The sequence below is a fragment of the Nesterenkonia lutea genome, from assembly GCF_014873955.1.
Classification (GTDB): domain Bacteria; phylum Actinomycetota; class Actinomycetes; order Actinomycetales; family Micrococcaceae; genus Nesterenkonia; species Nesterenkonia lutea.
Genome location: NZ_JADBED010000001.1, coordinates 1,198,729 through 1,220,132 on the forward strand (window position 1 = coordinate 1,198,729; position 21,404 = coordinate 1,220,132).

21 protein-coding genes and 1 tRNA gene are annotated in these 21,404 nt (G+C 67.3%); 12 read left to right on the top strand and 10 right to left on the bottom strand.

The window, feature by feature from the left end; translation table 11 throughout:
* Positions 1-22 precede the first annotated feature (22 nt).
* Both H4W27_RS05450 and H4W27_RS05455 read left to right on the top strand, forming a co-directional pair.
* Complete coding sequence (locus tag H4W27_RS05450; RefSeq protein WP_192595028.1) at positions 23-1,546, top strand: acetyl-CoA hydrolase/transferase family protein; 1,524 nt, start codon at positions 23-25, stop codon at positions 1,544-1,546.
* Positions 1,543-2,877, top strand: coding sequence for an ASCH domain-containing protein (locus tag H4W27_RS05455; RefSeq protein ID WP_192595029.1), 1,335 nt, complete (start codon positions 1,543-1,545; stop codon positions 2,875-2,877). Before H4W27_RS05450 ends, H4W27_RS05455 begins: the two co-directional genes overlap by 4 nt.
* Before the next feature lie 37 nt (positions 2,878-2,914).
* Here H4W27_RS05455 and H4W27_RS05460 read toward each other — a convergent pair whose 3' ends face one another.
* From H4W27_RS05460 to H4W27_RS05475, 4 genes are all read right to left on the bottom strand, one after another.
* Positions 2,915-3,289 carry a hypothetical protein gene (locus H4W27_RS05460; protein WP_192595030.1) on the bottom strand — a complete coding sequence of 125 codons (375 nt, stop codon included), beginning with the start codon at positions 3,287-3,289 and terminating at the stop codon, positions 2,915-2,917.
* A gap of 4 nt (positions 3,290-3,293) precedes the next feature.
* Positions 3,294-3,941 (bottom strand): hypothetical protein, encoded by a 648-nt coding sequence (locus H4W27_RS05465; RefSeq protein WP_192595031.1) that lies wholly within the window; start codon positions 3,939-3,941, stop codon positions 3,294-3,296.
* Positions 3,942-4,051: 110 nt separating this feature from the next.
* Positions 4,052-4,915: an EamA family transporter gene (locus tag H4W27_RS05470; RefSeq protein WP_318782175.1), complete on the bottom strand. Its 864-nt coding sequence runs from the start codon at positions 4,913-4,915 to the stop codon at positions 4,052-4,054.
* Between the two features lie 20 nt (positions 4,916-4,935).
* On the bottom strand, positions 4,936-5,367 hold the full coding sequence (locus tag H4W27_RS05475; protein ID WP_192595032.1) for an RDD family protein: 432 nt from the start codon (positions 5,365-5,367) through the stop codon (positions 4,936-4,938).
* Positions 5,368-5,605: 238 nt separating this feature from the next.
* Here H4W27_RS05475 and glnA (H4W27_RS05480) point away from each other — a divergent pair, with 238 nt between their 5' ends.
* From glnA (H4W27_RS05480) to H4W27_RS05490, 3 genes are all read left to right on the top strand, one after another.
* Entirely contained in the window at positions 5,606-7,030 is a 1,425-nt protein-coding gene (gene glnA / locus H4W27_RS05480; RefSeq protein WP_192595033.1) for a type I glutamate--ammonia ligase, read from the top strand.
* A 194-nt stretch (positions 7,031-7,224) separates the two neighbouring features.
* A complete protein-coding gene (locus tag H4W27_RS05485; RefSeq protein WP_192595034.1) occupies positions 7,225-7,950 on the top strand; it encodes a hemerythrin domain-containing protein in 726 nt (241 codons plus the stop codon).
* Positions 7,951-7,979: 29 nt separating this feature from the next.
* Positions 7,980-9,044, top strand: a complete 1,065-nt coding sequence (locus H4W27_RS05490) for an LLM class flavin-dependent oxidoreductase (protein WP_192595035.1) — start codon at positions 7,980-7,982, stop codon at positions 9,042-9,044.
* Here H4W27_RS05490 and H4W27_RS05495 read toward each other — a convergent pair.
* Together H4W27_RS05495 and glnA (H4W27_RS05500) are read right to left on the bottom strand one after the other, a co-directional pair.
* Positions 9,032-12,145 (bottom strand): bifunctional [glutamine synthetase] adenylyltransferase/[glutamine synthetase]-adenylyl-L-tyrosine phosphorylase, encoded by a 3,114-nt coding sequence (locus H4W27_RS05495; RefSeq protein WP_318782176.1) that lies wholly within the window; start codon positions 12,143-12,145, stop codon positions 9,032-9,034. The genes H4W27_RS05490 and H4W27_RS05495 overlap by 13 nt on opposite strands.
* Positions 12,146-12,147: 2 nt before the next feature.
* Positions 12,148-13,488: a type I glutamate--ammonia ligase gene (gene glnA, locus H4W27_RS05500; RefSeq protein ID WP_192595037.1), complete on the bottom strand. Its 1,341-nt coding sequence runs from the start codon at positions 13,486-13,488 to the stop codon at positions 12,148-12,150.
* Between the two features lie 103 nt (positions 13,489-13,591).
* Here glnA (H4W27_RS05500) and panB point away from each other — a divergent pair, with 103 nt between their 5' ends.
* A complete protein-coding gene (panB, locus tag H4W27_RS05505; RefSeq protein ID WP_192595038.1) occupies positions 13,592-14,410 on the top strand; it encodes a 3-methyl-2-oxobutanoate hydroxymethyltransferase in 819 nt (272 codons plus the stop codon).
* Between the two features lie 51 nt (positions 14,411-14,461).
* On the opposite strand, the gene H4W27_RS05510 is transcribed toward panB, so the two are convergent.
* Positions 14,462-14,671, bottom strand: coding sequence for an SPOR domain-containing protein (locus H4W27_RS05510; protein ID WP_192595039.1), 210 nt, complete (start codon positions 14,669-14,671; stop codon positions 14,462-14,464).
* A gap of 73 nt (positions 14,672-14,744) precedes the next feature.
* Here H4W27_RS05510 and H4W27_RS05515 point away from each other — a divergent pair, with 73 nt between their 5' ends.
* From H4W27_RS05515 to H4W27_RS05540, 6 genes are all read left to right on the top strand, one after another.
* Complete coding sequence (locus tag H4W27_RS05515) at positions 14,745-15,998, top strand: MFS transporter (protein ID WP_192595040.1); 1,254 nt, start codon at positions 14,745-14,747, stop codon at positions 15,996-15,998.
* A 17-nt stretch (positions 15,999-16,015) separates the two neighbouring features.
* Positions 16,016-16,918 (top strand): type I methionyl aminopeptidase, encoded by a 903-nt coding sequence (gene map, locus H4W27_RS05520; protein ID WP_192595041.1) that lies wholly within the window; start codon positions 16,016-16,018, stop codon positions 16,916-16,918.
* Positions 16,919-16,959: 41 nt separating this feature from the next.
* A complete protein-coding gene (ppgK, locus tag H4W27_RS05525) occupies positions 16,960-17,823 on the top strand; it encodes a polyphosphate--glucose phosphotransferase (RefSeq protein ID WP_192595042.1) in 864 nt (287 codons plus the stop codon).
* Positions 17,824-17,890: 67 nt separating this feature from the next.
* Positions 17,891-17,963 (top strand) — tRNA-Val (locus H4W27_RS05530).
* A 69-nt stretch (positions 17,964-18,032) separates the two neighbouring features.
* Entirely contained in the window at positions 18,033-18,419 is a 387-nt protein-coding gene (locus H4W27_RS05535; RefSeq protein WP_192595043.1) for a DoxX family protein, read from the top strand.
* 337 nt (positions 18,420-18,756) lie between these two features.
* A complete protein-coding gene (locus H4W27_RS05540) occupies positions 18,757-19,686 on the top strand; it encodes a C40 family peptidase (protein ID WP_192595044.1) in 930 nt (309 codons plus the stop codon).
* 143 nt (positions 19,687-19,829) lie between these two features.
* On the opposite strand, the gene H4W27_RS05545 is transcribed toward H4W27_RS05540, so the two are convergent.
* From H4W27_RS05545 to H4W27_RS05555, 3 genes are all read right to left on the bottom strand, one after another.
* The gene (locus H4W27_RS05545; RefSeq protein ID WP_225939016.1) at positions 19,830-20,306 is read right to left on the bottom strand and encodes a GNAT family N-acetyltransferase; all 477 of its coding nucleotides are present in this window, start codon (positions 20,304-20,306) and stop codon (positions 19,830-19,832) included.
* A gap of 110 nt (positions 20,307-20,416) precedes the next feature.
* A complete protein-coding gene (locus H4W27_RS05550; RefSeq protein WP_192595045.1) occupies positions 20,417-20,572 on the bottom strand; it encodes a DUF6131 family protein in 156 nt (51 codons plus the stop codon).
* Positions 20,573-20,711: 139 nt separating this feature from the next.
* Positions 20,712-21,287, bottom strand: a complete 576-nt coding sequence (locus H4W27_RS05555; protein WP_318782178.1) for a TetR/AcrR family transcriptional regulator — start codon at positions 21,285-21,287, stop codon at positions 20,712-20,714.
* Positions 21,288-21,404: the final 117 nt, after the last annotated feature.

A 21,404-nucleotide genomic window follows, 5' to 3' on the forward strand; every position in this document is an offset into this window, starting at 1 on the left:
CCGTTCGCCTAGGCTGGGGTGAATGAGCGCTGCTGCGAGTCGAATCACCTGCCCCGTGCTGAGCACCAGGGTCACCAGCGCCGCGGATGCGGCCACCCATATCAACGACGGCGACCGAGTCGGCATGAGCGGATTCACCGGCGCCGGCTATCCCAAGGCGGTGCCCGCGGCCCTGGCGGAACGTGTCAAGGACGCCCACGGGCGCGGCGAGGACTTCGGCATCGACCTCTGGACCGGGGCCTCCACCGCGCCGGAGCTGGACGGCGTCCTGGCCGAGGCCGGCGCCGTGCGCACACGGCTTCCTTTCCAGTCCGATCCCACCATGCGCGAAGCCATCAACACCGGCGAGACCGAATACGTGGACACTCACCTGAGCCATTCGGCGCAGCAGGCCTGGTTCGGCTTCTACGGCAAGCTCGACGTGGCCGTCGTCGAAGTCGCCGCGATCCTGCCCAACGGGCTGCTGGTCCCGGGCAGCTCGGTGGGCAACAACAAGACCTGGCTGCAGCTGGCGGACAAGGTGATCCTCGAGGTCAATGACTGGCACCCGCGCGCCTATGAAGGTTTCCACGACATCTACTACGGCACGAAGCTGCCTCCCGAGCGCCAGCCCATCCAGCTGACCCACCCGCTGCAGCGCATCGGCGATCCCTATCTGTGGGTCGACCCGGAGAAGGTCGTCGCCGTGGTCAAGACCGATGCTCCTGACCGGAATCTGGCCTTCAAGCCCGCCGATGAGCATTCCAAGGCCATGGCCTCCCATGTGGTGGACTTCCTGCGCCACGAGATCAGCCACGACCGGCTCCCGACCAATCTGCTCCCGCTGCAGTCAGGCATCGGCAATGTGGCCAACGCCGTGATGGCCGAGCTGGCGCACAGCGAGTTCGAGGACCTGCTGGCCTACACCGAGGTCATCCAGGACGGCATGCTCGACCTGATCGACACGGGCAAGCTCACTGCGGTCTCGGCAACCTCCTTCTCCCTCTCCGCCGAGCGGGCCGAGCTGTTCAACGCTCGCGCCGAGGAGTACAAGGGCCGGATCCTGCTGCGCACCCAGGAGGTCTCCAACCACCCGGAGGCCATCCGCCGGCTCGGCGTGATCTCCATCAACGGCATGGTGGAGGCCGACATCTACGGCAACGTGAACTCCACCCATGTCATGGGCAGCTCGATCATCAACGGGATCGGCGGGTCCGGCGACTTCGCGCGCAACGCGTACCTGAACTTCTTCGTCTCCGGCTCCGTGGCCAAGCAGGGGGCGATCTCCTCCATCGTGCCCTTCGCCAGCCACATCGACCACACCGAGCATGACACTCAGATCCTGGTCACCGAACAGGGTCTGGCCGATCTGCGCGGCCTCTCCCCTGCGGCGCGGGCGCGCAGCATCATCCGCAGCTGCGCCCACCCGGATTACCAGGAGCTCCTCCAGGACTACTTCGACCGCGCGCTGGCGGCGAACCCCCGTGGACGGCATACTCCTCATCTCCTCGGCGAGGCGCTGAGCTGGCACGGCAACTACCAGCGAACAGGCAGCATGACCCCGTGATCCCAGAAGAGATCCACGCCCTGCCCGCCATGGAGCTCGCCGACGGAGAGCGGCGCAGCTCGCTGAACACCGCCGTGATCGCCGGGGTCAAGACCGTGACCACGAGCCTGCACCGGTCCTACCTGGCCGAGTCTGAGCCGCTGCCCGTCCCGGGGCTCCAGCGTCTCGTGGGCCCCGGGGAGGAAAGCCTCGGCGTCGTCGAGGTGCTGGAGGTGACACTGGTGCCGCTGGGTGAGGTCACCCAGGAGATAGCTCGCGGTGAGGGTGAGGGCTTCGACTCTGTGCAGGCCTGGCGCGAGGCTCATGAGAGCTTCTGGCGCAGCGCCGGCGAACTCAGCGAGGAGCGTCTGGACGAGCAGGAGATCATCGTCGTCGAACGCTTCCGCTGGGTCACCGAGCATGCGCAGGTCCTGGTGCCGCAGCCGCGCTGGGTCGGGATCGTGGTCACCGATGACTATTCGATGGCCCCGGACCGGGACACAGATCCGCTGATCGCGCAGCTGCAGCTGCTCGGCATCGCCGCAGAACCGGTCATCTGGCACCACTGGGCCCCGGCCCGGGAATATGACCTGCTGGTGATTCGCACGCCCTGGAACTATTCCTCCCGGGCCGAGGAGTTCCTGGGCTGGCTCGAACAGGCGCAGAGCCTCCTGCCGGTGCTCAACAGTCCGGAGCTGATCCGCTGGAACCTGGACAAGGTCTACCTGCGTGAGCTTGAGGACCAGGGGCTCGCCACGGTGCCCACCGCCTGGGCCGACGACGCCGCCCAGCTGCGCCGCGGCCTGAATGCCCACGGGAGCGAATGGGTGGTGATCAAGCCGACGATCTCCGCGGGCTCCTCCGACACCGGGCTGCTGCGCGCGGACTCCGCGTCCGCGCTCGCCCTGGGTGAGCGGATCCTCGCCCGGGACCTGACGGTCATGATCCAGCCCGAGATCCCGGAGCTGAGCGAGGGCCGGGAGAAGGCGCTCTACTTCATCGACGGGCACCACACGCACTCGATCGCCAAGGGCGCCCTGCTGGCGCGCGGCGGCGGACTGCGCGGGGGAAGCTATCAGGAGGATGCGCAGCTGGTGGAGGCCACCCAGGCCGAGGTGGCCTTCGGAGAGAGCGTGCTCGCAGCCGCAGGGCGGCGCACCGGGACGCCGATGCCGCTCTACGGCCGGGTCGATCTGGTCGATTCCGCTGAGTTCGGCACGGTCCTTCTGGAGGCCGAGCTCTTCGAGCCGGCGCTGAATCTGCACCTGGCTCCCTCGGCGGCGCTCGCGCTGGCCCGCAGCATCGAGTCTCGGCTTTCCGAGCACCAGGCCGCGGACGTCATGGTCGGCTGACGCCTGAACTGATCACGAGGGTCGTCACAGGTGCGGGTCAGCTGATCGCGACGACCACTGCCACCCCGATGAGTCCGACCGCTCCGGCCCAGATGTAGCTTGCCAGGGTGCCGATGATGAAACGTTCGGTGGCCTTTGCGCGGTGTTCCGCCTTCCAGGCGCGCAGCTCGGGGTAACGCCCGAGCCCCTTGATCGCGAGCACCACCGCGATGGCCTCTGGGTAGCCGGCGAACACGGCACCGGTGATCGCGAGCCGTTCCAGTATGCCGATCCAGGTTCCGCCGCGAAGGATGCCCGGGCCATAACCCTCAGGCTCCACCCGGCGCAGCAGCAGACCCACCACGGCCGCACCGAGCAGAGCTGAGACGCCCAGTGCCAGCAGCACCACTGCGGTGATCCAGAGCCATGTCATGATCTCAGTCCTCCTTCTCCAGCAGAGGCGTGACGCTCCACCCGGGCTCCCCCGCGGCGGCGGTGACCAGAGCGTGGGCCACCGGGCGGGCGCGTCGTTCCTCCTCGAGCATGGCAGAACGGGCGCGCTGGCTGACGGCAGACACGGTGATGCCCAGCGCTGCGGCGATCTCAGCACGGGTGCTGCCTGCCGCGGTGAGGTCCGCGACCTCCCATCCGGTCTCCGTGCGACGGCGCAGGACTCCGCCGAGCAGCTGGAGCACGGCGGTGGCGGCCACGGCGGCGTCCGCGTCCTCGCCCTGGACGACCAGAGGCACCGGTTCGGTGCGTCCACGAGCTCGCTCCACGGCGTAGCGCGCTTCGATGAAGGCGGCACCGGAGCTGGCTCGGGCGCTGGAGCCCAGCGGGTCATCCACCGGTCCGGCCCCGATGCCCACGGCCCACTCCTCGGTGCGGCACAGCGTCAGCGCCAGGTCCACCGCTGCTTCGGCGCTGTCCAGGAGGACCTGGACCTCATCGCCCACGGTGCGCTCCAGCGGGAGCACGATCTCTCGGGACCAGCGTTCGCTCCAGGGAGCCAGCTCACCCAGGAGCTCATCCACGCGCTCCCCGGACTCGGTGCTGCGATGCTGGTCAGCGGTCAGGACGAACATGCATGTAGGTTACAACCTTCAATACAGAGATTCAAGGTTCCAGCCTGAAAAGTCCCGTTTCCAGGCCTCCGCCTGTGGCACCCTTCGCTGAGCGCGGCACCCCTGGAGGCTCAGCGGCCGCGCACCCTCGGACGGGACCCGCCGCCCAGGGTCAGCGCGTTGCTGAGCACGACCAGCACGATCCCCAACCAGGCCACGACGGGCAGCAGCTGGTGCAGGAAGAGCGCGCCGATGAGCGCTGCGAAGAGTGGATGCAGGGACATGCCGAGCCCGAAGACCACGGGACTGATGTGCCGCAGCACGATCAGATCCAGGGAATAGGGCACGGCCGAGGCCAGGACTCCCGCCACGGCCGCGAAAAGGAAGGCCTCCACCGGAGGCTGCAGGTGCCAGACGATGACCGCGGCGATGGGGACCAGGCCCAGTGCGGAGATCGCGGTGCCCATGGCGACCCCCTGAACCCCGTCCAGACGCTGACCCACCACCCGGTTGGTCAGGATGTACCCGGCCCAGCATCCCGCCGCCAGGACGGCGAAGCCCAGTCCCACCAGGTCGCTGGTGGGTCCAGGCCGGGTCAGCAGCACCACTCCGGTCAGCGCCATCAGGGCACAGAGGCCGTCGCGCGGTCGGCGCGAGGCCAGCACAGCCACGGCGAGGGGACCGAGGAACTCGATGGTGACCGCCGTGCCCAGACCCACACGTTCCAGAGCGGCGTAGAGCGCAGTGTTCATCCCCGCGAAGAACAGCGCCAGCAGCAGCACCGGGGACCACTGGCTTCGCGTGAAGCGCCAGAAGCGTGGCCGCGCCAGGGCCAGCAGCACTGTCGCGGCGACCACCTGGCGCGCCGCGACCACGCCCACGGGGGTCAGGCTGCTGAACGCCAGAGAGCCGACGGCGGCGCCGGACTGGGTGCTCAGCGCGCTCGCACAGATCACCGCCAGCCCGCGGCCCGGTCGACCCGCGAGTCGACTCACCTGTGCTGTCCTCGCGGGTCTCACATCCGCAGCTGGACGGTGCCAGCGGCCCGGTCATGGACGCCACGGCCGTCGGAGCCGATGATGATGGGCGGAAGGATCAGCATCAGGAGCAGCGTGCGCACTGCGGCCCACAGCGGACCGGGGATGTTCCGACCGCGGACCACCTGGATGCGCATGAGCCGTTTGCCCACGGTGACGCCGAGCAGGCCGATCAGGATGATCTCGCCGGCCGCGAAGATGCCCAGGGTCGCCAGCTCATAGCCCTCGAACCAGGTCACCGAGATCAGCACAGCGATCCCCCAGTCGATGAACAGGGCGATGATGCGCCGACTCCAGGGGGCCATGCTGCCTGGTCCGGTCTCCGGCAGGCCCAGCTGATCGCCGGCCCATCGCGGCCCCTCCGGGTCCGCGCCGGCTCCAGGTGGGCGCGCGCCGTCGTTCTTCGCCACAGATCTCCTTGTGCATGGAATATGAGAAGCTGATGTAGAGCATGTGGCCGTGCAGAGGCGGCCCCGGTCAGTCTATTCCTCCGACTGCGGGCCCCCTGTCACAGGCCCATGAGCAACTTAAGTTACATGACGGAAACATTTGCGTGATGGCCGGGAAATGCCCGGCCCATAGCGTGGAGCAGAGCGTTCACCACTGTTGCACGCGCAAGCCCAGACACCTGACGAGGAGCACGGACGTATGTTCACAAGCCCTGATGAAGTTCTGAAGTTCATCGAAACGGAGGACATCGTATTCGTCGATGTCCGCTTCACCGACCTTCCCGGTCTTCAGCACCACTTCAATGTCCCGGCCAAGACCGTCGACCTCGACTTCTTCGAGAACGGACAGCTCTTCGACGGCTCCTCCATCCGCGGATTCCAGGGCATCGCCGAGTCTGACATGCAGCTCATCCCCGACGTGGCCACCGCCTACGTCGATGAGTACCGCGTGGAGAAGACCCTGGTGATGACCTTCTCGATCGTCAACCCCCGCACCGGCGAGCCCTACGCCCGCGATCCCCGCGGCGTGGCCCAGAAGGCCGAGGAGTACCTCGAGGCCTCCGGCATCGCGGACACCGCGTTCTTCGCCCCCGAGGCCGAGTTCTTCCTCTTCGACGATGTGAAGTGGCAGTCCAGCCCGGACGCCTCCTTCTACTCCCTCGATTCCGATGAGGCATCGTGGCAGTCTGCCGAAGAGATCCCCGGTGGCAACCTCGGTCACAAGATGGCCACCAAGGGCGGCTACTTCCCGGTGAGCCCGCAGGACAAGAGCGCGGATCTGCGCGACGCCATCTGCGTGGCGCTGGACGCGGTCGGCCTGGAGGTCGAGCGCTCCCACCACGAGGTCGGCGGTCCCGGCCAGCAGGAGATCAACTACCGCTTCAACACGCTGACCCACGCCGCTGATGACCTGATGAAGTTCAAGTACATCGTGAAGAACACGGCGGATCAGTTCGGCAAGTCCGCCACCTTCATGCCCAAGCCGATCTTCGGCGAGAACGGCTCCGGCATGCACTGCCACCAGTCGCTGTGGACCGACGGCGAGCCGCTGTTCTTCGATGAGAAGGGCTACGCGAACCTCTCGGACACCGCTCGCTGGTACATCGGCGGTCTGCTCAAGCACGCCTCGGCAGTGCTGGCCTTCACCAACCCGACGGTCAACTCGTATAAGCGTCTGGTCAAGGGCTACGAGGCTCCGATCAACATGGTCTACTCGCAGGGCAACCGCTCCGCGGCGATCCGCATCCCGATCACCGGCTCGAACCCCAAGGCCAAGCGCCTTGAGTTCCGCGCACCGGACCCCTCCTCGAACCCGTACCTGGCGTTCGCCGCTCAGCTGATGGCTGGCCTGGACGGCATCCGCAACCGGATCGAGCCTGCTGATCCGATCGACAAGGACCTCTACGAGCTGCCCGCCGAAGAGGCCGCCGGCATCCAGAAGGCTCCCGGCTCGCTGGAGGAGGCACTGGAAGCGCTCGAGCAGGACCACGAGTTCCTGCTCGAAGGCGGGGTCTTCACCGAGGACCTGGTCAAGGCCTGGGTCGAATACAAGCGCGAGGAAGAGATCGTGCCGCTGAGCCTGCGGCTGAACCCCTACGAGTTTGAGCTGTACTACTCGGTCTGATCCACCCCGGCTCGCTCGGCAGCGGACCCGGAGTCGGCTGAGCCGCTTCGAGAATCCATGCACTGACAGAGGCACCACAGGCAGCGAAGAGTCCTCGGACTTCTGCCTGGGGTGCCTCTGTCGTTTCATGGATCTTCGTGACGGTGCCAGCTACACTGAGTCCACTTTTCACCGCACGACGCGAGGAGGACTCTGTGCCGAGGTCCGTTGCTGATCAGTCCACAGCTGAACTTGGTGGACGTCTGAGCGTGCTTGTCCGACAGAAGAAGGACCATGTTGAGCTCGACAGGCTGCTCCGGCGTCTGCGCGAGGCGCGTGGCGAGGAACAGGATGAGGTTCTGCTGAGCATCTATCGCCTGGTCTTTCCGCATGCCTTCGCCGAGGAGGCGGTCCTGTGGCCTGTCATGCGCAGGGTTCTCACCGATGGCCAGGACCTGACGCTCGAGGTCGAGCAGGAACATCAGGAGGTCAACGAGCTGGTCAGTCAGCTCGATCGCCTGGACCGCAGTGATGCCCAGCGGGAACCCCTCCTTGACCGGCTGACCGAGGTGCTCCGCGAGGACGTGCGGGACGAGGAGGACGAACTGTTCCCGCGCCTGCAGGAGGCCCTCACGCTTCGGCAGCTGCGCTGGCTGGGAGTGATGTGGGAGGTGCTCCGCCGCACCGCCCCGACCCGGGCCCACCCCGTCGTCGCTCGTCGCCCGCCGGGCAACGTGGTGGCAGCAGTGCCGCTGACGGTCATCGATCGAACTCGAGACCTGGCGGACTATGCGGCAAGGCTCAGCTCCTCAGACACGACAACCTCAGCGCTTCGCTCGGTCAGCGCCGCTCTGGGCCGGGGCGCCGAGCGGATCGAGCACCTGCCCCTCATGCGACAGGGCGAGCATCCTTCCACCCGAGTGCCCAGCCCGGCGGAATGAGATCGAGGCTCCGTGATGTTGCAAGAGGTATGTCACCCACTGCATCGCGTCCGCTGTCTCTGCTGGACCTCGCCTTCGTCCGTTCCCCCGAGACCGTCGCCGACGGGATCGCCCGCAGCGTGAGGCTGGCGAAGACCGCTGACAGCCTCGGATACTCCCGCATCTGGTTCGCCGAGCACCACAACATGCCCAACATCGCCTCCAGTGCCACGGCGCTGCTGATCCAGCACGTGGCGGCTCAGACCTCGAACGTCCGCGTGGGCTCGGGCGGCATCATGCTCCCCAACCATGCTCCGCTGATGATCGCCGAGCAGTTCGGCACTCTGGAGACGCTCTACCCCGGGCGCATCGATCTGGGCCTGGGTCGCGCCCCCGGCACTGACGGGCCCACGATGCGTGCGCTGCGCCGCGACGGCACGGAGGCCGACCGGTTCCAGTCCGATGTCATGGAGCTCAGCGGATACCTCTCCGGCTACAGCCGCATCCCAGGCGTCAACGCGTACCCGGGATCGGGCACCGACGTCCCGCTCTACATCCTGGGCTCCTCGCTCTTCGGCGCGCAGCTGGCGGCGAAGCTGGGACTGCCCTACGCGTTCGCCTCCCACTTCGCCCCGCAGATGCTCAACGAGGCCGCATACACCTACCGGACCACCTTCGATGCGGCCAATTCCCTGGCCGGGCCCCACGCGAAGCCGCACTTCATCGCCGCCGCCAATGTGATCGCCCATGATGATGCGTCCCTCGCCCAGGACCAGAAGACCCTGGCAGAGAACGCATGGATCAAGAATCATCTGGGCCGCAACCGGCAGATCACCGATGATGACGTGCACATGCTGCGCGATCACCCCGCCGGTCGTCAGGTGCTGAGCATGCTCTCCCGCGCTGCGGTGGGCACTCAGCAGGAGGTCGTGTCCTGGTTGGACTCCTTTGCGCAGGAGGTCCAGGCCGATGAGCTCATGCTGGTGAACCTGGCTCCCGATGAAGCGGTCCAGCACCGGACCCTGGAGCTGCTCGCCCCGCGGCCAGCCGTTGCGGCCAGCGCAGACACTCCGGAGTCATGGACCGCAGAGTTCAAGCGGGCTCAGGCCTCGTAGAACAGCCGCTCGTAGACCTGCCGGCAGCGTCGGGTCGTGCGCAGATAGTGCTCTTCGAAATCGGCGCTGCCGCCGGCCTCGAACCCGCACCAGCGGGCGACCGCGTCCAGGTCGCGCCGTGCCGAGGGCAGCACGTCTGAGGTCTTGCCGCTCCACACCGTGCTGGCTGAACGCACGCGCGTGCACAGCGTCCACGCCTCGGTCAGCTGTTCGGCCTCCAGGGGGCTGATCAGCTCCTCATCGACCAGCACGTCCAGCGCGGTGAGCGTCGAGGTGGTGCGCAGTCGCGGCTTGCTGTGGGCGTGTTCGAGCTGAAAGAGCTGCACCAGCCATTCCACATCGCTGAGCCCGCCGCGGCCGAGCTTCACATGGCGCGAGGGATCGGCGCCGCGCGGAAGCCGCTCAGACTCCACCCGGGCCTTGATCCGGCGGATCTCACGGACCTGGGAGGCGCTCGGCGGCGCACCGTAGCGCACCGAGTCGGCCAGTTCCATGAAGTCCTCCAGGAGCCGGTCGTCTCCCGCGATGGGCCTGGCCCGCAGCAGCGCCTGGCGCTCCCAGACATCCATCCAGCGACGGTAGTACTCGCCGTAGGAGTCCAGCGACCGGGACAGCGGCCCGTTCTTGCCCTCCGGGCGCAGGTCTGCGTCCAGCTTCAGCGGGAACTCGCCACGGACTGCAGGCTTCAGCGGCTTGGAGAGCAGCGCGCTGACCCGTGCGGCCAGCTTCTGCGCCTGCTTGTCCGACAGCGCGGGGTCTCCCCCCTCGGCAACGGTGTGCACGAAGAGGGCATCCATGTCGGAGCTGTATCCGATCTCGCGTCCGCCCTGACGGCCCATCGCGATCACGGCGAGGTCCGCATGCCGGCCCTCCACGTCCCAGATCTCACGTTCGGCCACGCGCAGCGCACCGAGCGTCGCGGCCCGGTCCACATCTGAGAGCGCGGTGCCCACCTCGGAGACGTCCAGCAGTCCCACGGCGTCGGCGATGGCCACCCGCAGGGTCTCGCGCTTGCGCACCAGCCGGGCCAGCCGCATCCCGGTCTCCAGGTCGTCCTTGTGCCGAGTGATCTTGTTGCTGATCTCGCGCCACAGGGTCTCGAACCTGCGCGGGGCCAGCGCGGAGTTGTCGCCCAGCCATTTGGTGGACTCCGGCGAGTGCTCGAGCATGTCGGAGATGAACCGAGACCCGGCCAGGATCAGCGAGAGCCGCTCGGCCGCCACGGAGGAGTCACGCAGCATGGTCAGGTACCAGGGGCTCTGCCCCAGAGACTCGCTGAGCCGACGGAAGGCGAGCAGCCCGCCGTCGGGATCCACGCCCTCGCCGAACCAGCCCAGCATCATCGGAAGGATCCGGCGCTGCAGCTTCGAGCGCCGGGTCAGCCCGGAGGTCAGCGCAGAGATGTGGCGCATGGCGCCGGCCGCATCGTGGTAGCCCAGCGCGGCGAGGCGGTCCTGGGCGGCCTTCTCGGTGAGCCGGACGTCTTCGTCGGAGAGCACGGCGGTGGTCGAGAGCAGCGGCCGGTAGAAGATCCGCTCATGGAAGCTGGCCACCTCCCGGGCGATCTCGCGCCACTGGCTGAGCACCTCCTCCCCAGCAGGACGACGACGCCGGTTCGGCGGGCGCACGGCGTGAGCCAGCGCGCGGACCTCATCGGCCTTCACCGGCATCAGGTGCGTCCGGCGCATGTTGCTCATCTGGATCCGGTGCTCATAGAGGCGCAGCATCCGGTAGCAGCGCGACATGGCGTCACGGTCGGCCCGGGCCACGTACTCCCCTGATTCGAGCAGCTCGATGGCGGCCAGCGAATCCCGGACGCGGAGGGACTCGTCCACCCGTCCGTGGACCAGCTGCAGCAGCTGCACGGTGAACTCGATGTCCCGCAGCCCGCCGCGACCGAGCTTGATCTCCCGGTCCACCTCCTCGGCGGGGATGTTCTCGAAGACCCGGCGACGCATGCGCTGGACGTTCTCCACGAAGTTCTCCTGCGCGGAGGAGGTCCAGACCTGGGGCCAGATCGCGTCGATGTAGGCTGCGCCGAGGCTGCGGCTGCCGGCGATGGGCCGGGCTTTGAGCAGCGCCTGGAACTCCCAGCCGTGGGCCCAGCGCCTGTAGTACTCCAGGTGGGACTCCAGCGTGCGGGAGAGGTCGCCTTCGCGGCCCTCCGGGCGCAGGTTCGCGTCCACCTCCCAGAGTCCTGGCTCGGGGCCGGGGCCGTTGATGACCTTGGAGATGCCCGCGGCCATGGCCACCGCCGTGTTGCGCGCGGCGGCGGAGTCGATCTCCTCGGCGGCGCGGTGCACGAAGATCACGTCCACATCGGAGATGTAGTTCAGCTCGCGGGCTCCGCATTTGCCCATCCCGATGACGGCCAGCTCCACCATCTCGGCGGTGCGGCCGTTGCGGTCGGTGAGCTCGGCGCGACTGACGGCCAGGGCGGCGTCGATGGCTGCCGCCGCCAGATCCGCGAGCTGGCGCGAGACCATCGGCTGGTACCCGGCGGGATCGGCGGCACTGAGATCGGTTAAGGCCAGCGCGGTGAGCTCCCGGCGGTAGGCCCGGCGCAGCGCGACGCCGGCGTCCTTGGCGGTGAAGTCCTCGGCCAGCTGCGCCGTGGGGGACTCGGCGGAAGGACCGGCGTGCACGGATTCCAGCAGCCGGGTGCGCAGCACCTCGGGTTCGAGAACCCTCGGGTGGGCGAGGGCCGCGGCGTCGTCGGGGGCGTGGTGGTGCTGGTGCTCGTCCCGGTCAGCCTCCAGGGTGTCGGCGATGCTGAAGAGCAGATCGCAGTTCTCCGGGCGGCGCACCAGAAACTCGCCCAGCGCCTGGGAGGCTCCGAGCAGCCGGATCAGCGGCACCGCGCGCAGGTAGACGCCCGCAGTGACATCGGTGAACAGATCACAGACGTTCCCCGCGCGCTCCACAAGTCGGATCAGCAGCAGCAGCGCCTGGTCCGGGTTCGGCGCGTAGTGCAGGGTGCTCAGCAGCACCGCCGGGTCCAGGCCGCTGAGGTGCTCGTCAGCGAGGAACCCGGAGGCGCGCTCGAGCTCCTGGAAGCCGGCGGCGATCAGATCGCGGTGGGTCGGCGCGGAGACAGCCACGGTCAGATCAGGCCGAGATACCGCTTGGTCTCGAACGGAGAGACGTTCACGCGGTACTCGTCCCATTCCTGCTGCTTGTTGCGCAGGAAGTTCTCGAAGACCTGCTCGCCCAGGATCTCGGCCATGAGCTCGGACTCCTCCATCTGGCGCAGCGCCTCATGCAGAGTGCCCGGGAGCGGCTTGATCCCCAGGGCCTTGCGCTCGGCGGTGGTCAGCGACCACACGTCCTCGCCCACCGGGTCCACGAGCTCGTAGCCTTCGCGGATGCCCTTGAGCCCGGCGCCCAGCACGGCCGCGTACCCGAGGTAGGGGTTCGCGCCGGAGTCGATGCCGCGGAACTCGACCCGCGCGGAGCCGCCCTTGGTGGGCTTGTACAGCGGGACCCGGACCAGCGCGGAGCGGTTGTTGTGGCCCCAGGAGACGTGCGAGGGGGCCTCGCCGCCGCCCCAGAGACGCTTATAGGAGTTCACGAACTGATTGGTGATCGCGGTGAACTCCGGCGCGTGGCGTAGCACTCCGGCGATGAACTGCCGAGCGGTCGTCGAGAGGTTGTACTCGGTGTTCGGGGCGAAGAACGCGTTGGTGTCGCCCTCGAAGAGCCCGAAGTGGGTGTGCATGCCGGAACCGGGGTGTTCGGTGAAGGGCTTGGGCATGAAGCTGGCATATTTGCCCTGCATGATCGCGACCTCTTTGATCACGGTGCGGAAGGTCATGATGTTGTCCGCAGTGGTCAGCGCGTCGGCGTAGCGCAGGTCGATCTCGTTCTGGCCGGGTCCTGCCTCGTGATGGCTGAACTCCACGGAGATGCCCACGGCCTCCAGCATGTTGACCGTGTGGCGGCGGAAGTCCTGGCTGACGCTGCCGGTGACGTGGTCGAAGTAGCCGGCCCGGTCCACGGGGACGGGGCTGCCGTCCTGGTCCATCTCCTGGGACTCGAGCACGTAGAACTCGATCTCCGGGTGGGTGTAGCAGGTGAAGCCCATCTCCCCGGCCACGTCCAGCTGTCGGCGCAGCACGTTGCGCGGATCCCCGGCCGCAGGTTCCTGATCCGGGGTGAGGATGTCGCAGAACATCCGCGAGGTGGGCTCCTCCTCCCCGCGCCAGGGCAGGATCTGGAAAGAGGATGGGTCCGGCTTGAGCAGCATGTCGGACTCGAACACGCGGGAAAGGCCCTCGATCGAGGAGCCGTCGAAGCCCAGGCCCTCGTTGAAGACGCCCTCGACCTCGGCCGGAGCCAGCGCGACGGACTTCAGCGAGCCCACCACGTCGGTGAACCAGAGGCGCACAAAGCGGACGTCTCGCTCCTCGATGGTGCGCAGTACGAATTCCTGCTGTCGATCCATGCGGTGCCGCCTCCTGAAATGCCGTGGGTGTCGCCGGGACCACTCTACCCAACTGAACCTCGACGCACGGGTGGGCCGGTGCAGAGTTCGGTAGCCTGGTCCCATGTCCGAGCAGATCAGCCCCAAGCGGGTACGCACCGTCCATCTTCAGCAGTTCAAGGATGCCGGCCAGAAGTTCTCCATGTTGACCGCCTACGACGCGCAGATCGCCTCGATCTTCGACGAGGCCGGGATCGAGCTGCTGCTGGTGGGAGACTCCGCCGCGAACATGATGATGGGGCACAGCTCCACGCTGCCGATCACCGTGGAGGAGATGCTCGTCTTCACCAAGTCTGTGGTCAACGGCGCCTCCCGCGCACTGGTCGTGGCCGACCTGCCCTTCGGCAGCTATGAGGCCTCCCCCGCACAGGCGGTGGCCACCGCGGTGCGGTTCATGAAGGAGGCCGGGGCCCAGGCGGTGAAGATCGAGGGCACAGCGGCGATGGCCGATCATGTCCGCGCCCTGGTCGCGGCCGGGATCCCGGTGATCGCGCACATCGGTTTCACCCCGCAGTCCGAGCACGCCCTCGGGGGCTACCGGGTGCAGGGACGCGGAGAGGCTGCTCAGGCGCTGAGCGAGGATGCACTGGCGCTGGAGGCTGCGGGCGCGTTCTGTGTGCTCATGGAGATGGTGCCGGCGAGTCTCGCCGCCGAGGTGGACGGGCAGCTGCGTGTGCCCACCATCGGGATCGGCGCAGGCAGCGGCACCACGGGTCAGGTGCTGGTCTGGCAGGACATGCTGGGCCTGGGCACCGGGCGGGTGCCGAAGTTCGTCAAGCAGTACGTGAACCTGCGCGAGGTGGTGTCCCGCGCCGCGGGCCAGTATCGCAAGGACGTCAGCGAGGGGAGCTTCCCCGCAGAGGAGCACAGCTTCGAACGCTGAGTTTCCTGGGCTCGTCGAAGCGCCCAGAGCTGCTGACGCTGTGGCGGCGACTCAGCTCGGGGGTTCAGCGTCCTTGGCGTCGTCCCAGATCTGGAACTCCTCGTCCTCCTCATCCCAGGCCTCGTTGTTGGCCTCGACGCGCTTGAGCGCCTCGGCGGCCTCCTCGCGGGTGGAATAGGGACCCAGCAGATGTTTCCAGGAAGACTGAGCGCCCTCCTCGACTTCCCGGGTGCGCACGTTGAACCAGTATTCGGTACTCATGCGCCCAGGATACGCCGCTTGTAAACCCCCGCGGTGAGCGCTCTAGCCGCGTCGTCGTGTCAGACTTCTAGCCATGCACGCAAGCTCCCCCTCCGACACGTCGCCAGCAGCACCGCCGACGCCGCCAGCCACCCCTCGACGACGCCGCAGCGCACCTTCCCTGCGGCGGAGTCGGCTGGCCTCCATGGCCGCCTTCGCCACCAACGGTGCCCTGCCGGCCTCGCTGCTGGCCCGCTACGCCGAGGTCAAGGACACGCTGGGACTGAGTCCGGCGCTCTTCGGCCTGATGGTCGTGGGCTTCGGGCTCGGCGGCGCGCTGGCGCTGCACCTTCCGGGCGTCATCGCCCGCAGGATCGGTGTGGCGCGCACCGCGAGCTTCACCACCGCTGCGATCGGGGCGGGACTGATCCTGGCGGCCGGCGGGGTGGCGCTGGGCAGCCCGTGGGTGGTGCTCGCAGGGCTGCTGGTCGCCGGGGCCGGGGACGCCGTGGTCGATGTGGCGCAGAATTCTCAGGGTCTGCGCGTCCAGGCCGCCTATGGACGGTCGCTGTTGAACTCGATGCATGCCGGGTGGAGCATCGGCGCGGCGATCGGTGGTGCGGTGGGGACACTGGCCGCAGTGCTGGGAGTGCCCCTGCTGGTGCATATGAGTGTGTGGGCCGTGGTCTGTGTTCTCGCGATGACGCTGTCCTCCCGGGCGTTCATGCCTGAACCGGTGGCCGCAGAGGACGCCGAGGAGGTGCCCGCCAGGCCGTCGGGCTGGTCCACGGTGAAGATCCTGCTGCCGCTGACGCTGATCGGACTGGCCGGAATGTCCGTGGAGGACATCGGCAACAACTGGTCCGCCGTCCTGCTCTCCACCGAACGCGGCATGGACCCCGCCGCAGCCGGGATCGGGCTCAGCGTGCTGCTGGGCGCCCAGTTCATCGGGCGGATGCTCGGCGACCGGGTCATCGACCGGCTCGGTGAACGCGCCTCGCTGATCCTGAGCCTGACCGCGGTGATCATCGGACTGCTCGGAGCTGCCTGGGCACCCGGCGTCGCGCTGTCCCTGGTCAGTCTGGCGATCGCGGGCTTCGGCTGCGCGGTGACCGTGCCGCTGGCGTTCGCCCGGGCGGACCGGGTCCCGGGACTGCCCGCGCACAGCGGGGTGACCTGGATCAGCTGGGCCATGCGTGCTGTGGTGCTGATGCTCTCCCCTGCTGTCGGGGTGATGACCCAGGGGTCCACACTGCCCGTGGCGATCAGCGTGATCGTGACGATCGCGGTGGTGGCCCTGGTTCTGCAGCTGCGCCCGCGCCGACCAGCCGAGCCGCTCGACGGCTGACCGATAGAATGGCTCCCATGGCTACCCAGCAGTCCACTCCCCTGTCCTCCCGTGCCCCGGTGGGCACTCTGACCAAGGGCACCGTCTCTGCCGAGCGGCCGGTCCCGCCGCATATCGAGCGGCCCGACTACGTGGGCCTGGAGGCGCCGCCGGAGTACACCGGCGAGGACGTCTACGACGCCGCCACCGTGCAGCGGATCCGCCGTGCCTCCCAGCTGGCGGCAGACGCCATGGTCGCCACCGGGAATCTCATCCGACCCGGGATCACCACCGAGGAGCTGGACGCCTACGCGCACCAGTACCTGACCGAGCGTGGGGCGTACCCTTCTTGCCTGTCCTATCGCGGGTTTCCGAAGGCGATCTGCACCTCGGTGAACGAGGTCATCTGTCACGGCATCCCGGACACCACGGTGCTCGCCGAAGGTGACATCGTGAACCTGGACATCACCGCGTACATCGACGGAGTGCACGGGGACCACAACTACACGTTCCTGGTGGGCGAGGTCGATGAGGAGTCTCGGCTGCTGGTGGAACGCACTCAGGAAGCCATGATGCGCGCGATCCGGGCGGTCAAGCCCGGGCGGCCCATCAACGTGATCGGCCGCGCCATCGAGTCCTATGCGAAGCGTTTCGGCTATGGTGTCGTACGCGAGTTCATCGGCCACGGCGTGGGGAAGGCGTTCCACACGGGCCTGGTGATCCCGCACTTCGATGCGGCACCGGACCACGCGCGCCTGATGGAACCGGGAATGGTGTTCACCATCGAACCGATGCTCACCCTGGGCACGCGCCACTGGGACATGTGGGAGGACGGCTGGACAGCCGTGACCCGCGACCGGAAGCGCACCGCGCAGTTCGAGCACACTCTGGTCGTCACCGATGACGGCGCCGAAATCCTCACGGTGCCTTCAGGCGCCTGAGTCCGGTCCCCTCCCCCACAGCACGGAGATACTGCATCACTATGAGCTCTTCTCACGAGCAGCCGCTGGCTGCCCAGGCCATCGCCCCCGCCAGCCAGACCGTGTCTGACCTGCCCAAGCGGGCCATCGGCATCGATGTGGGCGGCACCGGGATCAAAGGCGGGATCGTCAACCTGCACAAGGGCACCCTCACCGGCGACCGGTTCCGCATCCCCACTCCGAAGCCTGCGACCCCGGAAGCAGTGGCCGAGGTCATCGGCCAGATCCTGGACGAGCTGCTGGGCCGGGAGAAGGCGCCTGCTGAGTCAGAGCTTTCCGTGGGCGTGCTCTTCCCCGCGATCGTGGACAAGAACATCGTGCTCTCGGCCGCGAACATCGACGAGTCCTGGATCAACACCGACGCGGCGGCTCTGCTGAGGCATCTGCCCGGTGAGATCCACACCCTGAACGACGCCGACGGCGCAGGTCTCGCCGAAGCGCGCTACGGCGCGGGCAAAGGTCACGACGGAACCGTCATGACCATCACCCTGGGCACCGGGATCGGTTCAGCCCTGGTGCACGACGGCGTGCTGGTCCCCAACAGCGAGCTGGGCCATCTGGAGTTCGAGGGTGAGGTCGCGGAGAAGAAGGCCTCTGCCGCGGCGCGGGAACGGGCAGATATGCCCTGGGACGAGTACGGCAGGCTGCTCAACCGCTACCTGGTGCACGTGGAGCGGCTGCAGTCCCCGGAGATGTTCATCATCGGCGGCGGGATCTCCAAGCGCAGCGAAGACTTCCTGCCCTACGTCACGGATCTGCGGGCAGAGGTCGAGTGTGCAGCATTGCAGAACAACGCTGGGATCGTCGGCGCGGCGCTCTATGCGGCCGAGCAGACCCGGCTGAACCAGTCCCGCGGACGGTCCTGAGCCGCACATCGGGGTTGTTAGACTTCTTGCTGCGGCAGATCGCTCCTGATTGGTGGGATCTGCGTCCGGGCCTTTAGCTCAGCTGGTAGAGCACCGCGTTTACACCGCGGTTGTCGTCGGTTCGATCCCGACAGGGCCCACGTTTTCGCTTCCAGAGGGAAAGCACCTGATCCAGCCCGTACGGGCGGTGCCGACGCTAGTCTGATGCCATGTCTTCCTTTGCACGCACCACCGGCCGAATCATCCTCGGATCAGCTCTGACCTTCGCCGGAATCTCCCACCTGGCCTGGGCCCGTGAGGAGTTCCGCGCGCAGGTCCCCGAGTCCCTTCCGCTGGACCCCGACACGACTGTCCTGGCCTCCGGCGTGGCCGAGATCGGGCTGGGCACCGCGCTTCTCTTCTCCCGCAAGCGCCGCCCGCTCGTGGGAAAGACTGCGGGACTCTTCTTCGCCGCGGTGTTCCCGGGGAACATCGCCCAGTACGTCCATGGGCGTGACGGGTTCGGTCTCGACACGGACCGCAAGCGCCTGGTGCGGCTCTTCTTCCAGCCGGCGCTGATCGGTCTCGCGGTGTGGTCCACGCGCCGCCCGTCCTGACTGGCGTCCACCCCTCAGGTGCACACAGATGCGGAAGCGGTCCGCAACACCAGTCAGCACCACCTCCCCTATGCTGCAAATCACCGTGACCTTAACGTGACATTCGTTATCGGTCTGTTATACCGTTGTAGTCGTGCTCGCGACTGCAGTTCAATGTCGGAGCTCCTCGGGTCAGATCTTCTCCTGCCGCTGACCGGAGCCGTTCGTAAAACTACCGCTAGGCAGGGTGTGGGGCATCGCGGTCGATCCAGACCTGAAGCGGGTGAGCTTCCCGGCTCGCACTTCAGCAAGCGGCCCCGCAACAACAGGGAGAGGTTTCCACCAGATGACTGAGAACATGACTTTCGCACCACGCCGTGACCGGCGACGCCAGACCAAGCCTTCCCTCGCACATGCCGTGGCTTCTCACGCCGGGGCGTTCGGGCGGGGCACGGCGGCCGCCGTCGCCGCCTCCGGCCTGGTGATCTCCTCCGGAGTCGCCGCCAGCGCGAGCACCGACGTCGAGACCCCTGAGGTGACCACCCTGGACGCGGCGGCCTCGGGGCTCGGCGGGGAGCGCGCCAGCAACACCTCCTCCGTGGCGGTGACCGCCTCCCACGAGGCGGAGCTCTCCTTCGACCGCCCGGTCGTCGAGTCGACTCCGGCCCCAGAGCCCGCACCGGAGCCAGTGCCTGAGCCGACCCCCGAACCAGCCCCTGAGCCTCAGCCGGAACCAGAGCCAGCCCCCGAGCCTGATCCGGCGCCTGAGCCAGCGCCGGCCCCGGAACCAGAACCGCAGCCGGAGCCGGAATCAGAGACGCCCACGCAGCAGACGCAGGAAGCTCCACAGCAGACCCAGCAGGGTGACACCGACCAGCAGGCGCAGGGCAACACCCAGGTCGCCTCCTCCGAGCCGGCGCAGGAAGAGGCCCCGGCCTCCAGCGGCGGCAACGGCTCCATCGTTGGCGCCGCCTACGCAGGTCTGGGCAACCCCTACTCCTACGGCGGCTCCTCGACCAGCGGCTGGGACTGCTCCGGCTTCATCAACTGGGCCTACTCCCAGGCCGGCGTCTCCGTGCCGCGCAGCACCTACGCCATGATGAGCTCCATGCGCCAGGTCTCCTCACCCTCACCGGGCGACATCGTGATCCAGAACGGTGGCAGCCACGCAGCCATCTACGTGGGCAACGGCCAGCTCATCGGCGCGAACAACCCCCGCGTCGGCACCGTGCAGTACTCGCTGAACTCCCCGTACTGGTCCAACACCATGTACCTCAGCGCCAACTGACGCTTCAGCACTGAAGAAACCTCGGCCGCAGGGCGCGATCCCACCAGGGATCGCGCCCTGCGGCTTTCCCACGTCTTGGGCCGCTCAGCTGACCATCGCAGAGGCCACCGGCGGCAAGGGCCTCACGCAAGGGGTCCTCGTCTTTATCTCAGCGAGAGGAGCATCGTGTCCGAGCTCCCATTGCGTCCTACGACGTTGAAGCCTGCGCGCTCGTAGATGCGCCGTGCGCCGTTGCCGTCCTCCACACTGAGACTGATGTCGGTGAGGCCACGGTGGCGAGCCTGGTGAATGAGCTCGGCTAGCAGAGCACTGCCGATGCCGTGGCCGCGAAAATCGGTGAAGGTCGTGATGCTCAGCTCGGGCGTGTCTGCGTCCACGAATCCATATCCGGGGTCCTCGTCCGGAAGGAACACCAACCAGGCCACGGCTCTGACGACGTCTCCGTCCTGATGAGCGAGCCCGAAGTCACTGCCAGAGGGGAAGCTTGTGAAGTAGTGCGAGAGCTCTTGGGCCGCATCGATGTCATCGAACGTGAAGCTCGGTCCGTCCCAGTTCATGTTGGCGAGCGTCGCTTCCCGGAGCAGCGGGCGGTCCGACGAGGAGAGCAGTCGAATCGTCATGGCCGACAAGCTGATGATCACCGAACGTCCCCTGCGGCCGGAACCAGGTGAGGTGCAAGCACCCGTTCCGTGCCCTGCTGCGAGACGACGCAGGTGATCCCTCCCGTTGGTCACCAGTAGTGACGCCTCCCTCCGACAGCGCGGCCGACAGAGCCCAGGATCCAGAGGATGGCACCAACCACAATCAGGATGATGCCGATCGTCCAGAGGATGGAGACCTCGAGGAGGGCTCCAAGAATAAGCAGGATGACGCCAAGAATAATCATGAGGGATATCCCTTCTGTGGGGCGCGGAATGCACCCCTCTTCCGTTGAGGCTACCGCTGGAGAACAAGCGTAGGAAGAGCCAATATCAAAGGTCTGCTCCTCGTGGGGCTGGCGAATGCTCCAGGCAACACCAAAACGATCAGTTGCCGCCCTGTTGGACCACGATCGCCGTGATGATGCCGGTAAGTCCAGTGACGGCCTCTTCGGACGGGAGGGACCGGCGTGCTGCGGCTTGGGACAGAGCCTCCGCAGCGCCGATGATCGCGATCATGGATGCGGTTGGGACTGTGCTCATTGCCGCAAAAGGGTTCAGTGCGCGTCGGCACAATTCGATGTAGGCGGCCTCGGCATCGCGTTTGAGCTGTTCAAGGTCGGGAGACCCCTCGAGCGCGCCGAGGACACCAGACAGTTCACGTCCGTGCGCCACGACGCAGTCCACGTGGGACTGAGCGATCGCCGCTGCCTGGGCGCCAAGAGTGAACTCCGCATCCGCTAGGGACCGTCGAAGCTTCTGTGTCTGCTGAACATCGAACTCACGGTATAGAGCCACCAGCAGCGCAGGTCGGGACGGGAAATGGTCATACACGACGGGCTTGGAGATGCCGGCCCGCTCAGCCAGGCGGCCCAAGGTCAGAGAGTCGGCGCCTTCGGCGTCAAGAATCGACCAGGCGACCGCCAGCAGCTGCTCCCGACGTTCATCTCTGCGCAACTTCACCGATGCCACTCCCTCCCCTACTCGATCGATTGGAATCTATTCATAGTAACCTACCCCTGGTAGCCAACTATTAGTAGGTTAGTTTCGCAGTCCTTTCACTTGCCACCAGGAGATGTT

What these genes read in the sequence shown, in the direction of transcription:
- H4W27_RS05550 (WP_192595045.1), bottom strand. Translation starts at nt 20,572, where the DNA reads ATGATTATTCTTGGCGTCATCCTGCTTATTCTTGGAGCCCTCCTCGAG.
- glnA (WP_192595037.1), bottom strand. Translation starts at nt 13,488, where the DNA reads ATGGATCGACAGCAGGAATTCGTACTGCGCACCATCGAGGAGCGAGAC.
- H4W27_RS05540 (WP_192595044.1), top strand. Translation starts at nt 18,757, where the DNA reads ATGACTTTCGCACCACGCCGTGACCGGCGACGCCAGACCAAGCCTTCC.
- H4W27_RS05535 (WP_192595043.1), top strand. Translation starts at nt 18,033, where the DNA reads ATGTCTTCCTTTGCACGCACCACCGGCCGAATCATCCTCGGATCAGCT.
- H4W27_RS05465 (WP_192595031.1), bottom strand. Translation starts at nt 3,941, where the DNA reads ATGTTCGTCCTGACCGCTGACCAGCATCGCAGCACCGAGTCCGGGGAG.
- ppgK (WP_192595042.1), top strand. Translation starts at nt 16,960, where the DNA reads ATGAGCTCTTCTCACGAGCAGCCGCTGGCTGCCCAGGCCATCGCCCCC.
- H4W27_RS05510 (WP_192595039.1), bottom strand. Translation starts at nt 14,671, where the DNA reads ATGAGTACCGAATACTGGTTCAACGTGCGCACCCGGGAAGTCGAGGAG.
- map (WP_192595041.1), top strand. Translation starts at nt 16,016, where the DNA reads ATGGCTACCCAGCAGTCCACTCCCCTGTCCTCCCGTGCCCCGGTGGGC.
- H4W27_RS05460 (WP_192595030.1), bottom strand. Translation starts at nt 3,289, where the DNA reads ATGACATGGCTCTGGATCACCGCAGTGGTGCTGCTGGCACTGGGCGTC.
- glnA (WP_192595033.1), top strand. Translation starts at nt 5,606, where the DNA reads ATGTTCACAAGCCCTGATGAAGTTCTGAAGTTCATCGAAACGGAGGAC.
- H4W27_RS05450 (WP_192595028.1), top strand. Translation starts at nt 23, where the DNA reads ATGAGCGCTGCTGCGAGTCGAATCACCTGCCCCGTGCTGAGCACCAGG.
- panB (WP_192595038.1), top strand. Translation starts at nt 13,592, where the DNA reads ATGTCCGAGCAGATCAGCCCCAAGCGGGTACGCACCGTCCATCTTCAG.
- H4W27_RS05490 (WP_192595035.1), top strand. Translation starts at nt 7,980, where the DNA reads ATGTCACCCACTGCATCGCGTCCGCTGTCTCTGCTGGACCTCGCCTTC.
- H4W27_RS05515 (WP_192595040.1), top strand. Translation starts at nt 14,745, where the DNA reads ATGCACGCAAGCTCCCCCTCCGACACGTCGCCAGCAGCACCGCCGACG.
- H4W27_RS05545 (WP_225939016.1), bottom strand. Translation starts at nt 20,306, where the DNA reads ATGACGATTCGACTGCTCTCCTCGTCGGACCGCCCGCTGCTCCGGGAA.